Origin of the sequence: Streptomyces sp. NPDC048420 (assembly GCF_040651535.1) — a bacterium.
GTDB lineage: Bacteria > Actinomycetota > Actinomycetes > Streptomycetales > Streptomycetaceae > Streptomyces.
Genome location: NZ_JBEZKG010000015.1, coordinates 181309 through 195211 on the forward strand (window position 1 = coordinate 181309; position 13903 = coordinate 195211).

Here is a 13903-nt window from a genome sequence, read left to right on the forward strand (position 1 = left end):
GTCTCACTCCGTGCGCAGGGCCGTGGCCGTACGGGTCCTCGCCGCCCAGCCGGCCGGGAGCGTCGCGCCCAGCAGCGCGATGACGAGGCCGGCCAGCCCCAGCAGGAGCAGCTGCGGGGTGTCGTACACGTCGAGGACGGACCTGGGAAGGCCGGTGCCCGCCGCGTGTCCCATCACGGGGAGCACATAGCCGTGCAGCAGATACCCGGCGGGGACACCGACGAGTCCGCCGAGCACGCCGATCCCTGTCACCGAGGCGAGGACGAGACTCACGGTCTGCCGGGGCGACATCCCGAGCGCCTTGCACACCCCCAGGTCGTGGACGCGCTCCCGGGTGTCCAGGACGACGGAGTTCAGCACGCCGAGTCCGGCGACGGACACGAGCATCAGGGTGAGGAGCACGGCCATCGTGTTCACGATGAGCACCATGTTGTCCCGCTGGGTAGGAGCGTTGGCCCGGGCGTCGGCGCCGAGGGGCTCGACCTTCACGGCGAGCTTCTCGGCGTACGACACCGCGGAGACACCCTGTTTCATGTCGACCAGGAACACCTGGGGCTTGACCGCCGGGAAGTCCGCGCCGTTCACCTGGATCTCCATGACGTCGTCCGCGGAGCCGAAGGCCTCGCCGACGATCCGCAGCGTGGCCGTCTTCTTGCCGACGGTCACGCGTGCGGTGTCGCCGATCTCGGTGCCGGTGGTCTCCAGGAACTGCCCAGGCACGACGACCTGGCCCGCGCCGGTGAGCCAGTGCCCCGAGACCATCGCATAGCCACCGGCGCCGGAGCCGCCCTGGTAGAGGGTCGTCCGGACGGTTCCGGACACTCCGGCCACGGTGGCGTCCTGCTGAGCGATGCCGTAGTACGAGGCGGTGCCCGCCTGCGCCTTGATGGCGTCGCTCACCTGGGCCGGGTCGGCCGGTTCGGGCTCCGGCGTGCCCGGCGCGGGGACATGTTCGCCGCCCGCGACGGACGGGCCGCCGGTGAAGACGGTGACCGCGGCACGGTTCTCGGGGTCCTGAATCGCGCTGACCTCGTGCAGTGAGGAGGTGAGGCCGACGGCGAAGGTCGCCGCGATGGTGCCGAAGGCGACGGCGAGCAGCATCGCGAGCGTACGGACCGGATGGGCGAAAGGGCTGGCGAGGCCGTAGGTCACGGCTCGGGGCAGCGGCAGCCGGCCCGCCGCGCGGTGCGCCCTCCCCCAGAGGGGGTGCCCCCAGCCGCGTCCGGTGCGCGGGGCCCGGCCGACGGCGATGGCCTCGACCGTGCGCAGTCGCCCGGCCCGCAGTGCGGGGACGAAGGCCGCGATGCCGACGACCAGCAGGGCGCCGACGGGGACCACGACATCCACCCACCAGGCGACGGACAGGGTGGCGGTGCCGTACGCCTGCTCGGTGTCGTCGAGGAGCGGTACGGCCAGCAGGTTGCCGAGGACGACACCGAGCGCGATGCCTACGGCCGCCGGGATGAGCGCCTGGGCCACGTAGGCGCGGACGACCTCGCGCGGGGTGAAGCCGATGGCCTTGAGGATGCCGATCCTGCGCAGGCTGGTGCCGACGGCGCCGCTGATGACGCTGCCGACGATGATCACGGACATGACGATGCCGAGGACCCCGAAGGCGATCAGGAACGGGATGGTCGGGGCGGCGCCCGAGTCGGCGGCGCGTTTGGTGTCGAGGTAGGACCGGGTGCCGAGGAGTGCTCCGGAGGGGACGGCGGCGAGGAGCTTCTTGCGGTCGGCCGCGATGTCGCTCTTCGAGCCCGCCGAGTCGAAGCGGTAGAGCATCTGGCTGGTGACGGGGTGTTCGTCGGAGGCAAGAGCCCTGGCTTGTGCGGGAGTTGTCCATACCTCGGCGGTCCTGCTGGCCGAGGTGGCGAAGCCGACGACCGTGAGGGTCGTGCCGGAGGCCGTCAGGGTGTCGCCCACCTTGAAGGCGGGCCCCTCGTAGGAGGAGCTGAGCACGACCTCGCCCGGTTTCCCCGCCCACCGGCCGGACGTGAGGTCCAGGTCGTCGACGTCCGCGTGCGGGCCGGTGCGGCCGACGAGGGTCATCGCCGGGGGCCGGCGGCCCGCCGAGTCCGTCGCCTCGATGACGGTGGAGGGGTACGGTCCCGCGCTCGCGGTCACTCCGTCCAGCTGCGCGGTGGCGCCGAGCTGCCGCGCGGTGACCTGGGCGGGATCGAACTCCGCGGTGAGGTGGGCGCCTTGCTGCTCGGCGAAGGCGTGGTCGAAGGGGGCGTTCGAGACGACGATGAGCGAGCCCGCGACCACGGCGGCCGCCACGGCCACCATCGTGGCGAGGGCGATGACCACGGTCTGCACGCGGCGCCGCCCCACCCCTGACCGGACCACGCGGATGAGCGGTCCGGTCATCGCACGGCCTCCGCGCGGGAGTCGAGGGCGACATGACCGTCGACGAGATGGACGGTGCGGCTCGCGCAGGCCTCCGCGAGGGCCAGGTCATGGGTGACCAGCACGATGGTCTGGCCGCCGCGGTGCAGGTCGACCAGGAGTTCGCGGACGTCCTGGCCCGACGCGCTGTCGAGCGCGCCGGTCGGTTCGTCGGCGAGCAGCAGGGCGGGCCGGTTCACCAACGCCCTTGCCACGGCCACGCGTTGGCGCTCGCCACCGGAGAGACGGCCCGGGTAGGCGCGGGCGTGCTTCTGGATGCCCAGGACCTCCATGAGCTCTTGGGCCCGGGTCTGCGCCTTGCGCCGAGAGGAGCCGGTGAGCTGGGCGGGCAGCTGGATGTTGTCGGCGACGGTGAGGTCGTCGAGGAGGTTGAAGAACTGGAAGACCATGCCGATCCGGTCACGGCGGAAGCGGGCCAGGGCGTGCTCGCCGAGCCGGTCGACCTGCTGTCCTGCGACGGTCACGGTGCCCTCGGTCGGTTTGTCGAGACCGGCGACGAGGTTCAGCAGCGTGGACTTGCCGCTGCCGGAGGGGCCGGTCACCGCGAGGGCCTCACCCTGGGTTACGGAGAGGTCGAGCGGTCCGAGCGCGGGTGCGCCGGCGTCGTCGTAGCGCTTGGCCACGCCCTGCAGTTCGATCACTTGGGTCATGGGAGATGCCCTTCTGGACTGTCGTCGGGTCGTGTCCTTGCCGGCGTGGCGAAGGTACGGACGGACAGGGCGCGGGCGCGTCGGCCGGGGCACCGACATGCGGCCCTTCGCGGGGAGGATCCGGGGGTGGGGTCATCCCTGCGAAGTACGCCCACCGGAGGGGGCGTTGGTCGCGCAGACGGACGCGCGGCGGGACCGGAGGCCGCGACAATGAGCGCATGGAGACGGAGTACCTGCGGGGATGGCGTCGGCAGGTGCGGCTCGCGCTGCGGCCGGAGGCGAAGGGCGCTCCGCTGTCGCGCCGGTCGGTGTGGTTCGACGTGCTGCTGGCCGTACTGCTGACGTTCGTCGCGCTGGTGGTGGCGGCCCGCTATCCCGGAGACGGGCCGGTACAGATGTCGAGGATCGAGTACGGGGTGCCGGCACCGCCCCGGCCTCCCGTTCTTCCGGGCGGGCGGTTCGAGGAGCCGGCCTCCGCGCCGCCCTGGGTCCTGGTCGTGCTGTCGACGCTGCCGTTGGCGGCGCGACGGCGGTTTCCGCTGAGCGTGTTCGCGGTGGTGCTCACGGCGGCACTCGCCATCGGCGACGACGCCTCCTGGATCACCGTGCTGACCTGTGTGATCGGTACGTACACGGCGGTCATGTACAGCCGTCACCGGGCGGGCGCGATGACCGGTCTGGTCGTCGCCGCCGTACTGGCCGGGGTGGCGTTCCGTTCCACGGAACCCGTACTGCCCGGCTGGTCGAGCCCCGGGGTGGTGCTGCTGGTGGCCGGGGTGCTGGCCAGCGTGGTCCGGTTCGGACAGCGACGGCTCGCGGCCAGCCGGCGAAGGTTCGCGGAGCTGGAGCAGGCGCACGAGGAGGCGACCCGTAGGGCCGTGGAGGAGGAACGGGCCCGGATCGCGGCCGAGTTGCACGATGTCGTGACCCACAATGTGAGCGTGATGGTCATCCAGGCGGGCGCCGCGCGCAAGGTCATGGACGCGGCCCCGGAGCGGTCCAAGGAAGCGCTCCTCGCGGTCGAGGCCGGGGGCCGGGCGGCGATGGCCGAACTCCGGCATGTGATGGGCCTGTTGGCAGCGCCGGACACCGGCCGCCGACCGGACTGTCCCCCGGACGGCCTCGAACCGCAGCCGGGTCTGGGCCAGTTGGGCGGCCTGATCGACCGGGTGCGGTCCGCGGGGACACCGGTCGGCGTCTCGGTCTCCCTTCCTCCGGAACCCCTGCCGCCCGGCGTGGACCTCACGGCGTACCGCGTGGTCCAGGAGGCCCTGACCAACACCATCAAGCACGCGCCCGGCGCGGAGGCCGTCGTCACCGTCGGCTGGTCCGGCGACCGGCTGGAGATCGAGGTCATGGACACCGGCGGAGTCCGCGACGGAGTCCCCGCGGACGGAAACGGCCGCGGCCTGATCGGCCTGCGCGAACGCCTCGCCCTCTACGGCGGCGAACTGACGGCCGGCCCGACCCTCGCCGGTGGTTTCCGGATCAGGGCGGAGGTGCCGTGGCGGACGACGTGAGCGGGCGAACCGGCGGCGCCGTCACGTCGGCGCACGGCCATCGCCAACAGACGTGCGCCGAAGACGCGTTGACGATCAGCAGATCGGCGAGGACGCCCCACGGCGGACGGCGAACACCGGCGCCCCCGTGGGGAGCCCGCGTCGGCAACCGGCATCGGACGGCAGACCGCCGACCGCGAACTCCGCCGAGCGAACCCGCGCAGAAGCCACGTCAGCGATCAGCAAGGAACACCGACCCACAAGGAGACCGCGTTGTCAGACGGCGTGAGACCGGACGTGCTGCGAGCCGTCATCGCCGACGACCAGGCCCTCGTGCGGACCGGGTTCGGGATGATCCTCGCGGCGGACGGCATCGAGGTGACCGCGGAGGCGGCCGACGGGCCGCAGGCGGTGGCCGCGGTCCGGCGGACCCGCCCCGACATCGTCCTGATGGACATCCGGATGCCCGGCATGGACGGCATCGAGGCGACCCGGCGGATCCTCGACGAGGACACCACGGGTGAGCTCCGCGTGATCATCCTGACCACGTACGACCTCGACCACTACGTCTACGCCGCGCTCACCGCCGGAGCCAGCGGCTTCCTCCTCAAGGACGTCACCCCCGAGCACCTGGTGGCCGCCGTACGGCTGGTGCGCTCCGGCGACGCCCTGCTGGCGCCCACGATCACCCGCCGCCTGATCGAGCGCTTCGCCCACCGGGAGGAGGCCCTGCCGTCGACCTCCGCGCACCGCGACCTGTCCGGGCTCACACCCCGTGAGCTGGAGGTGCTGCGGCTCCTGGCGACGGGGCTCAGCAACGCCGAGCTCGCGGAACGGCTGTTCCTCAGTCCGACGACGGTGAAGACGCACATCGGCCGGATCCTGTCGAAACTGGAGCTGCGCGACCGCGTCCAGGCGGTCGTCCTCGCCTACGAGAGCGGGCTGATCACTCCGGGTGGCCCCGCGGGCGGCCCACGCTAGGACATCAGTCCGGCCGCGACCGTCGCCCCCAGTTCCCAGCACGCCTCGATATCGGCCTTGGCCGGTTCGCCGGTGACGCTCACCGGTTCGGCCGTACGCCGCCAGCCGAGGCCCGTGGTGATCGACTCGATGCCGCGCAGGGCACCGGTGACGTCGTTGCCGCCGTGCACGTAGACACCGAACGGGCGGCCGCGGGTCTCGTCGAGGCACGGGTAGTAGATCTGGTCGAAGAAGTGCTTGAGGGCACCGGACATGTAGCCGAGGTTGGCCGGGGTGCCGAGCAGGTAACCGTCCGCCTCCAGCACGTCCGACACCGTGGCGGCCAGGGCCGCGCGCCGTACGACCCGCACGCCCTCGATCTCCGGCGCGCTCGCACCGGAGACGACGGCTTCGAACATCGCCTGGCAGTTCGGCGAGGGCGTGTGATGCACGATCAGCAAAGTGGCCACGGTCGAACCCTGCCCTGCCCCGGCTTTCGCCCGCAAGCCGGGCCGTGGGCAGGCGTGGCCGGGCTACGATGCCCGGACACCGCGAGGGGGGAGCGAGTCGTGGCAGACGAGGGACAGCGGGCAGCGGCGGTCTTCGACGCGCTGGGAGCGACGTACGAGAAGGCGTTCGCCCACTCCGAGGTGCATCTGGCCTCGCTGGAGTGGCTGCTCGGGCGGCTCGCACCCGGCAGCCGGATCCTGGACGTCGGCAGCGGCACCGGCCGCCCCACGGCGTCGACACTGGTCGCCGCCGGTCACGAGGTGCTGGGCGTGGACGTCTCCCCCGTCATGGTGGACCTCGCGTCCCGGCAGGTGCCGCAGGCCACGTTCCGCCGTGCCGACATCCGCGAAGTGCCGTTGGAGCAAGGCTCGTTCGACGCGGTCTGCGTGTACTTCTCGCTGCTCCAGATGCCCCGTGCGGACCAGTCGGCGGTGCTGGAGAAGCTGGCGGGGGCCCTGCGGCCGGACGGGAGTCTGGTGCTGGCCACCGTGCCCGCCGATGTGGAGGACCTGGCGATCGAGTTCATGGGCCAGCCGGTCCGCGCCACCAGCTTCGCGCCCGACGACGTCGTGGCCGTGGTGCGCGGTGCGGGTCTCACGGTGGATTCCGAGCAGGTCGTGGAGTTCACCCCGGACCACCCCGAGGGCGCCGCCGAACCCCATCTTTTCCTGTACTGCCGACGGGCGTCCTGACGGAGCCGTGAGCGCACCCGGCGAAACCCGGGTGCGCCCGAACCATCCTCAGCGAACCGGCGCCTGCACGTAGGGCACCACCCTGACCGGCCCCACCAGACCGTGGTCCTGCCGGGGGACCCCGCCGAACACCGTGGGCTGCACGACCCGGAGCCGGTTGATGAGCGGGGTCGCCACCTCGATCTCCAGCGTGTTCGCGCCCCGCCGCAGCCAGGGACCGAGGTCCACGACGGGGTGAAGGCGGTCGATGGCGGGCAGCCACCTGCCGTTGACCCTCACCCGGAACGTGTCACTGACCTGCCCGAGCTCCAACTCGGCGCCGTGCGACGGCGTCCAGTCGGCCGGCAGGGTGACCGTGGTCCGGTAGCGCCCGACGCCCGCGGAGTCGGCCAGCTCCGGGATCTGCGACCAGGGCTTCAGCGTGTCGAGCGTGAGGCTGCGCCGGACGTGTTCGGTGCGGGTGGCGTCCGGGCCCGGGTACCAGTCGTCGACGTCCAGCTCCCAGCGGTCCGGGGTGATCGGTGCGGGCACCGCGGGCGTCCGCGTAATGACCGTACGGCCCTGGGACAGCCGTGTGGTCCAGGTACCGGCGGACACGGCACGCAGGGTCAGCCCTCGTTCGGTGAACAGCACCGCGTCGGCGTCGGTGGCCTCGGCGTGGGCGGTGTTGCCGTTGCGGTCGCCGAACAGGCCCGGACGTCCCAGGGCGACGATCAGCGTCTCACCGGGCTGGAGCGTGACGCGCAACGTGATGTCGTCCCCGTCCTCGGTGTACTGCCCGAGCCGCACCACCTCGCCCGTCCAGGGATCGAGGAGATACGGCACGGTCTTCCCGCCGTGGGTGCGGCGCAGCGTGACGTCGTGGTCGATCGCGGCTACGGGAGGCTTGACCGTCTCGGCGTGCTTGCCGTTGCAGAAGTAGTAGAAGTCCGCGTCGGCGGTGACCCGGTGGGCGTTGAGGAGCGTGGACGCCCCCGCGTGCCGTACGTCGGCGCTCACCCCGAGTCCGGCGAGGGCCGCGCCGACCGCGGCCTTGTCGGTGACCCGGACGACGTGGGGCAGTGCGAGCAGCCGGGCGAGCAGGTCGCGCAGCCGGCCCGTCTCACCGTCGTCCGGGACTCCTGGGGTCAGCGCCTGGTCGAAGGCGCCGAACAGGACGACGGGAAGTCCCGCCTCGGCGAGGGCGAGCACCTTACGGGCGTCGTCCACGGAGAGGGTCGGCGTGGAGCCGTAGAAGAAATCGCCCTCGATGAACAGGGCCTTGTAGGCGGGGCCTTCGGGGGCGAGCCGACCGCGAGAGACGGTGGCGGAGGGCAGGTCGAGCAGGGGTCCGCTGAGGAACTGGTGGGTCCAGCCGAGCGGGACCCCGGTCGCCGTGAACCAGGAGGCGCCGATGCCGGTGGCGGTGTAGCCGGTCTGCCGGAACACGGCGACGTCCGCCCGCGCGGTACCGCTCTGGAGCACCTGGTGGACCCGGCCCAGGTATCCGGAGATGTCCTCGGCGTGCCGCCAGGTGGGCTGGCGCGGGCCCCAGGACTCGCCGTAGCCGGCGGTGCCGTTGTACGGGCTGAAGGCCGCGAATCCGGGCCAGTTCACGCCCGGGGCGGTGGCGTAGGAGAAGCCGTGCAGGACGGTCTGGTTGACGCCGGCCGCGTAGGCGCCGCCCATGGTGCGCAGGAAGCGGTCCCAAGTGGTGCTGTACGCGGACCCGTTGTAGGCGCCGGCCTCGCAGGACAGGACGGTCCGCCCGGCCATGTCCCGGCCGCCGGCCAGACAGCGGTAGTCGTCCAGGTTCTTGAAGCCGAGGGACTCCCCCTCGGCGATGTCGAGGATCGCCGCCGAGGCGATGGCGTCCGTCTGGAGGCCGTACGGCTGTGAGCGCAGGGTCATGTCCAGGCTGTGCGCCCAGTCCCCAAGGGCCGTGAGGTGGTTGCGGTTGAAGAGGCCGGAGACGGTTTCCCAGAAGTCGTGCCGGATCTGCCGGGTCAACTGGGCCTCGAAGGCGAAGACTTGGTTGCTGTTGTCCAGGACGAGGGCCGGCAGGCACGGCAGCAGCGGGCGGCCGGTGTGCTTCTCGAAGGCCTCGGGCAGCCGGGGTGTCCAGTTCAGGCCGTCGGTCTCCAACTCCACGGAGTCCTCGAAGAAGGATCCGCCCGCGGCCTTCAGCAGGCGCTTCAGGGAAGGGGTCAGCAGGTGGTCCTCCCAGTAGGAGGTGACCGCGCCGGTGCCGGCGGTGCTGAAGTGGTCGACGGCGTAGGCGGCCGGGGCGGAGTGGGGGCCGGACTCCGGCTGCTGGCCCGAACCGCGTACCCAGTAGGAGATGAGGACCCAGTCCCCGCCCTCGGGTGCCGTCCAGGTCAGTTGGCCGTCGGTGACGCTCGCGGTGAGGTCCTGGACGCTCGCCGGGTCGAGGCCGGTCTCCTTGCGGGTCGAGTTGGCGGTGTCGACCCGGGCGGCCTGTACGGCGAGGAGCCGCTGACGCGTGACACCCGCGGCCGGGGCGTGGACGGGCGGCGGAACCGGTCCCTGGAAGATGGCACCGCCGGTCAACGCGGCGCGGCCGTGGGCGAGTTCCTGGGCGGCGGCCTCGTCGTCGGGGGTCAGGCCCGGGACGGCCACGGGCCAGCTGGGGCCGAGGGTGATGTCGACGGTGAGGCCCCGTCTCGCGGCCCGGCGCAGCGCGGCCTCGACACCGTCCCGCCAGGGTCTGCTCCCCCAGCCGTGGTGTGCGGTGTCCAGGACGGACTTGTCCTTGATGCTGTGGTGGACGGCGGCGATCTCCACCCCGCCGAAACCGGCGTCCGCGATCTGGTCGATCTCGCGGGCGATCTCGTCCGGGTCGACGAGACCGTCCGGCCACCACCAGCGGAACCTGGGGCGCACCGGTCGGGCCGGGTTCGCGAACCAGTCGGCGGCCGGCGCGGCCCCCGCCGTCGCTACCGGATCCGCCGCCGCTACCGGATCCGCCACCCCGAGCGCCGCGGCCGCGCCCACGGTCAGTCCGGCGGCCAGAACCGCGCGTCGCGATAGGCCGTCACGCTGCGGGATGGCTGAGTGCATGTGGTCGCCCCAAGCTATTGAATCGTTTCAATCACGGGTGAACGCCGGAACGCTAAGCCTGGGGTTCTGCCAAGGTCAAGAGGCGTGCGGCGAGAGCGCGTCGGCCAGGGCGGCCAGGTGGTCCGCGACGGGACCCGCGGTGAGCAATCCGCTCGCGGCGCCCGCGAGTTCACCCCTGGCCGGTTCGAGCGCCGCCTGGGCCCGCCGCATCAAGGCCCGGTCGCCCGCCTGGATCGCCGCGCGGGCCAGCAGAGTCCACAGGGCTTCGTACAGCAGGTCCCCCGGCGGAGCGGGAACGTCGGCCAACAGGCGTACGGCGTCCCGGTCACGGCCTTCGGCCAGCAGCAACAAGGGACGCACCCAGGGTTCGTACGGCCCCCAGTCGGTGTGCGGGTCGGCGGCGACGGGCAGGCCGTGGTGCACCTGGAGGCACAGCAGGGCCAGCGGCGGCAGCCCGTGTTCCAGGCCGGGCATCCCGGCGCCTTCCAGGGACTTGGCGGCGTCCCGGTAAGCGGACTCGCCGAGATGCGGGGGCTCGGTCGTCGCGGTGCGCAGGGCGCGGTACCAGGTGGTGAAGACGGTGACGAGGGGCAGTCGGTGGCGCTCGGCGAGTGCGTCGGCGGCGGCCGCGTGCCGGTCGGCCGTCATGAAGTCGGCGGTGGCGCAGTGGGCTTGCAGCCGGATCAGGTGGCCGAGGACCTCGTAGGTGAACAGGCCGTGCTGTGCGGCGACTTCGGTGATCTCCGCGCCGATCGCGTCCCGTCGGGCGGCGAGTCCGGCGCGCTCGAAGGTCTGCATGAACAGACCGTTGAGGGCGAAGACGAGCAGCTTGGCGTCCTGGAGCCGTCGTGCGCTCTCCACGGCCTGGTGTGCCGCCTGGAGGGCGCGGGTCCCGGTGGGGAGGGTGCCGCGGGACTCCAGCGCGACGGTGGCCAGGAGCCGGGCTCTCGCGGTCTCGCGTGCGGTCGGCGGCAGCAGAATCAGGGTGCGTTCCGCCGCGCCCACCACCTGTTCGGCCTGAGCCGGGTCGTCGGAGCGGGTCCAGACGGCGGGGACGTCGTAGACGCCGATGACGCGTGCCGTCAGCTCCGGATCGCCGAGCTGTTCCGCCGCCGTCACGGCCGCCGCGCGGTGCCGTCGGGCCGCTTCGAGGCCGGCGCCCCCGGTCACGGCGAGGTCGCGCATCAGTCCCGCCGTGGACTCCAGACGGGTGCCTGCCCGCGGCGGGACCATGCTCTCGTACGACGCGGAGGCCTCGGCCCAGACCTGTGCCGCCGGGTCGGAGGCGTCCGGGTCCAGATGGTCGGCGTGGCGCAGGATGTCCTGCTCGGTCCGGCGCAGCCTCGGGCCCGGGTCCACGCCGAGGTGTTCGCGCAGCAGGTGCCGGGCGCGGCGGAGGACGGACAGGGCGTCGGCCTGGCGTCCGGAGCGGTACAGGGCGAGGGCGAGCAGCCGCCAGGCCTCCTCCCGCCAGGGGTGTTCAACCACGTGGGCGTCGAGGTCCGCCACCGCGTCGGCGGCGGCCCCGAGGGCGAGCCGTGCCTCGGCGCGGCGTTCGACGGCGGTCAGCCGGAGCTCGCTGAGCCGGGAGCGATCGGCACGTGCCCAGGGTTCCTCGGCGAAGTCGGCGTAGGCGGGGCCGCGCCACAGTTCCAGGGCTCCGGCCAGTTCGGTCTGGGCCTGCACCGGAGGCAGGACCGCCGCTGCCGTCACGGTGTGTTCGAACCGCCAGGCGTCGACGCGGGCGGATTCGACGCGCAGCGCGTAGCCGGGGCCCTCGGTGACGAGGAGCCGGGACGGGGTCCGACGGGGCCGCTCGGGTTCCAGCGCACGCCGCAGTCCGGCGACGAAGGTCCGGACGGCGCCCACCGCGTCCGCCGGCGGGTCCTCTCCCCACAGGTCCGCCACCAGCCGCGGGACGGGTACGACCCGGCGCCGGGCGACGAGAAGACGGGCCAGCACCGCGCGATGGCGCGGACCCTTCAGGACGATCGGCTCCCCCGTCTCGTCCCAGGCGGCCACGGCCCCCAGGACTCCGAACTCCACCACGCGCACATGCCTCAACGTACACGCGCTCATCGGCTGCTCATTCGCTCCCCGGATCCTGGATCCATCGGCGCCCCGGGCCCGGACCCCGATGCCTTCCGCCACCGCACGACCGAAGAGAGCCCCGCCGTGAAACCCACCATCTCCGGATTCGAGTACCAGCGCGTGTCCGTCGCCGAGGACGTGTCCCTGAACGTGGCCGTAGGCGGCACCGGCACACCCGTCGTCCTGCTGCACGGCTTCCCGCAGACCCACCTGATGTGGCGGCACGTCGCGGCGGACCTGGCGGCCGACCACACCGTGATCTGCCCCGACCTGCGGGGCTACGGCGACAGCGACAAGCCACGGGAAGCCGGCCCCCACACGTATGCGAAGCGGACCATGGCGCACGACGTCGTCACCCTCGCCCGCCGTCTGGGACACCCCCGGTTCGCACTGGCCGGACACGACCGGGGCGCACTCGTGGCGTTCCGGGCGGGCCTCGACCACCCCGCCGCGATCTCCCACCTGGCCTGCCTGGACATCCTGCCGACGCTCGACATGTGGAACGCCCTGCACGGCACGTCGGCCGCGGTCGCCTTCCACCTCTACCTCACGGCCCAGCCACCCGGCCTCCCCGAGCGGATGATCTCCGCGAGCGCGGACGCGTTCTTCGGCCATTTCCTCGACATCTGGGCGAACCGACCCGACGCGATCCCGGCGGAGGTCCGGGCCGAGTATCTGCGGGCCTGCCGCGAGGCGGTCCCGTCGATCGTCGCCGACTGCCGTGCCTCCGCGGGCATCGACGTCGAGCACGACGAGGCCGACCGTGCCGCCGGGAACCGGCTGGGCATGCCGGTGACCGTGCTCCAGCAGGACTGGGGAGCGGCCCTCGGCTACGACGCCAGGGCCCTGTGGGAGCCCTGGGCCGCCGACCTTCGTCATACGACCGTCTCGTGCGGCCACTTCATGGCCGAAGAGGCTCCGGCGGACGTGACGAAGTCCTTGCGCGATCTTCTGGCCCGCCCCTGACGCGCTGCCGACGGCGCGTCCTGGCGGGATCTACGACGTGCTCCCCAGCTTCTGCACGGTCCCACCGATCTTGTTCCGGGCCTGCTCCAGGTGTTCCGCCTTCGCGCTGACCACCCAGCGCGGACCCACCAGGTACGTGCCCCCGTAGACACTGGCCGCGTCGAGCCACGCCTCCTTGTACTTCTCCGCCGGGAAGGTGGTGATGCGGTAGTCGGCCTGCTCCGAGTGGCACAGCCCCTCGCGCAGTTCGTCCGCGTCGATACGGATCTCGGGCTTGCAGCCGGCCAGCCCGGCGATCACCTCGACCTTGGCCGGGGCCACGATGCCCGCCGCGGGCGTGGTGGCCGACTTCGACGCGCGAGGTGCCTTTGCCGTGTCGTCCTCGCCACCACCACAGCCTGCGACCAGGGCGAGGCCCCCGACGAGCGCGGCCAGGGGCAACGTGGTGATCCGATGGTTCCGTCCTCGTCGCGGCACGAGCCTCTCCGTATCCAGTCGGCGACTACGCCATGGGGTACGGAAGATCGGTTACGGCTGTTCAAATCGGTTACGGCTGTTCAAGACGGGTCCACAGACGAACGACGGCAGCTCCGGCAGACCCGTGCCGGTCCGGCACGAGAGAGGGACCGCGGACAGCATGTCGCGGTCCCTCGGCGTACTTCCGCGGTCAGCCGCCGTTCAGTCGTGCGCGCAGAAGCCCCTTGCCGATCTCCGCGCCCTTGCGGCTGTCCGCCTGGGCCTTGCGGAACAGGTCGGCGACCTCGGTGTCCTTGCCGCGCTCCGCGTCCTGGATGTAGCTCTCCAGCCGCAGGGCGTTGCTCAGGCACGCCTCGACGTACCAGATCAGGTTGTAGTCCTTGTCCGGCGTGCCGGTAGCGCCGCCGGTCTCCGTGCTGCTGGTCATTCCGGCCTCCTGCGGTAGTGGTTCCGTGGCCGGACGGGTACCCGTCGCGCGCAGGTCAGTCCCCGCCTGTGCCGGGCGGCGGCGCCGGTACCGAAACGCGTCGCAGGGGGCCGACCGGTCCCCCGTTCCGGTCGTTCCCCCTGCGGTGCCTCGAACTTACGT

The 13903-nt window shown here is 72.4% G+C and carries 11 protein-coding genes; 4 read left to right on the forward strand and 7 right to left on the reverse strand.

Annotated elements, in window-relative coordinates; all coding sequences use genetic code 11:
* Positions 1-3: 3 nt before the first annotated feature.
* Both AB0D34_RS28460 and AB0D34_RS28465 read right to left on the reverse strand, forming a co-directional pair.
* Positions 4-2370, reverse strand: a complete 2367-nt coding sequence (locus tag AB0D34_RS28460) for an FtsX-like permease family protein (protein ID WP_362666213.1) — start codon at positions 2368-2370, stop codon at positions 4-6.
* A complete protein-coding gene (locus tag AB0D34_RS28465) occupies positions 2367-3059 on the reverse strand; it encodes an ABC transporter ATP-binding protein (RefSeq protein WP_362666216.1) in 693 nt (230 codons plus the stop codon). The genes AB0D34_RS28460 and AB0D34_RS28465 overlap by 4 nt, the downstream gene beginning before the upstream one ends.
* A gap of 218 nt (positions 3060-3277) precedes the next feature.
* Here AB0D34_RS28465 and AB0D34_RS28470 point away from each other — a divergent pair, with 218 nt between their 5' ends.
* Both AB0D34_RS28470 and AB0D34_RS28475 read left to right on the forward strand, forming a co-directional pair.
* Positions 3278-4579, forward strand: coding sequence for a histidine kinase (locus tag AB0D34_RS28470; protein WP_362666219.1), 1302 nt, complete (start codon positions 3278-3280; stop codon positions 4577-4579).
* A gap of 252 nt (positions 4580-4831) precedes the next feature.
* Positions 4832-5539 (forward strand): response regulator transcription factor, encoded by a 708-nt coding sequence (locus AB0D34_RS28475; RefSeq protein ID WP_362666222.1) that lies wholly within the window; start codon positions 4832-4834, stop codon positions 5537-5539.
* On the opposite strand, the gene AB0D34_RS28480 is transcribed toward AB0D34_RS28475, so the two are convergent.
* The gene (locus tag AB0D34_RS28480; protein WP_362666225.1) at positions 5536-5988 is read right to left on the reverse strand and encodes an NAD(P)H-dependent oxidoreductase; all 453 of its coding nucleotides are present in this window, start codon (positions 5986-5988) and stop codon (positions 5536-5538) included. The two genes, AB0D34_RS28475 and AB0D34_RS28480, sit on opposite strands and share 4 nt — an antisense overlap.
* A 99-nt stretch (positions 5989-6087) precedes the next feature.
* On the opposite strand from AB0D34_RS28480, the gene AB0D34_RS28485 reads away from it, so the two are divergent.
* Positions 6088-6720: a class I SAM-dependent methyltransferase gene (locus AB0D34_RS28485; protein ID WP_362666228.1), complete on the forward strand. Its 633-nt coding sequence runs from the start codon at positions 6088-6090 to the stop codon at positions 6718-6720.
* A 48-nt stretch (positions 6721-6768) separates the two neighbouring features.
* On the opposite strand, the gene AB0D34_RS28490 is transcribed toward AB0D34_RS28485, so the two are convergent.
* Positions 6769-9780 (reverse strand): glycosyl hydrolase, encoded by a 3012-nt coding sequence (locus AB0D34_RS28490; protein WP_362666231.1) that lies wholly within the window; start codon positions 9778-9780, stop codon positions 6769-6771.
* A gap of 75 nt (positions 9781-9855) precedes the next feature.
* Positions 9856-11859, reverse strand: coding sequence for a BTAD domain-containing putative transcriptional regulator (locus AB0D34_RS28495; protein WP_362666233.1), 2004 nt, complete (start codon positions 11857-11859; stop codon positions 9856-9858).
* Between the two features lie 96 nt (positions 11860-11955).
* Here AB0D34_RS28495 and AB0D34_RS28500 point away from each other — a divergent pair, with 96 nt between their 5' ends.
* The gene (locus tag AB0D34_RS28500) at positions 11956-12837 is read left to right on the forward strand and encodes an alpha/beta hydrolase (protein WP_362666235.1); all 882 of its coding nucleotides are present in this window, start codon (positions 11956-11958) and stop codon (positions 12835-12837) included.
* Positions 12838-12867: 30 nt separating this feature from the next.
* On the opposite strand, the gene AB0D34_RS28505 is transcribed toward AB0D34_RS28500, so the two are convergent.
* Together AB0D34_RS28505 and AB0D34_RS28510 are read right to left on the reverse strand one after the other, a co-directional pair.
* A complete protein-coding gene (locus tag AB0D34_RS28505; protein ID WP_362666237.1) occupies positions 12868-13314 on the reverse strand; it encodes a hypothetical protein in 447 nt (148 codons plus the stop codon).
* Between the two features lie 190 nt (positions 13315-13504).
* Positions 13505-13741 (reverse strand): hypothetical protein, encoded by a 237-nt coding sequence (locus tag AB0D34_RS28510; RefSeq protein WP_362666239.1) that lies wholly within the window; start codon positions 13739-13741, stop codon positions 13505-13507.
* Between the last annotated feature and the right edge of the window lie 162 nt (positions 13742-13903).

What these genes read in the sequence shown, in the direction of transcription:
- AB0D34_RS28510 (WP_362666239.1), bottom strand. Translation starts at nt 13,741, where the DNA reads ATGACCAGCAGCACGGAGACCGGCGGCGCTACCGGCACGCCGGACAAG.
- AB0D34_RS28490 (WP_362666231.1), bottom strand. Translation starts at nt 9,780, where the DNA reads ATGCACTCAGCCATCCCGCAGCGTGACGGCCTATCGCGACGCGCGGTT.
- AB0D34_RS28465 (WP_362666216.1), bottom strand. Translation starts at nt 3,059, where the DNA reads ATGACCCAAGTGATCGAACTGCAGGGCGTGGCCAAGCGCTACGACGAC.
- AB0D34_RS28495 (WP_362666233.1), bottom strand. Translation starts at nt 11,859, where the DNA reads ATGAGCGCGTGTACGTTGAGGCATGTGCGCGTGGTGGAGTTCGGAGTC.
- AB0D34_RS28460 (WP_362666213.1), bottom strand. Translation starts at nt 2,370, where the DNA reads ATGACCGGACCGCTCATCCGCGTGGTCCGGTCAGGGGTGGGGCGGCGC.
- AB0D34_RS28470 (WP_362666219.1), top strand. Translation starts at nt 3,278, where the DNA reads ATGGAGACGGAGTACCTGCGGGGATGGCGTCGGCAGGTGCGGCTCGCG.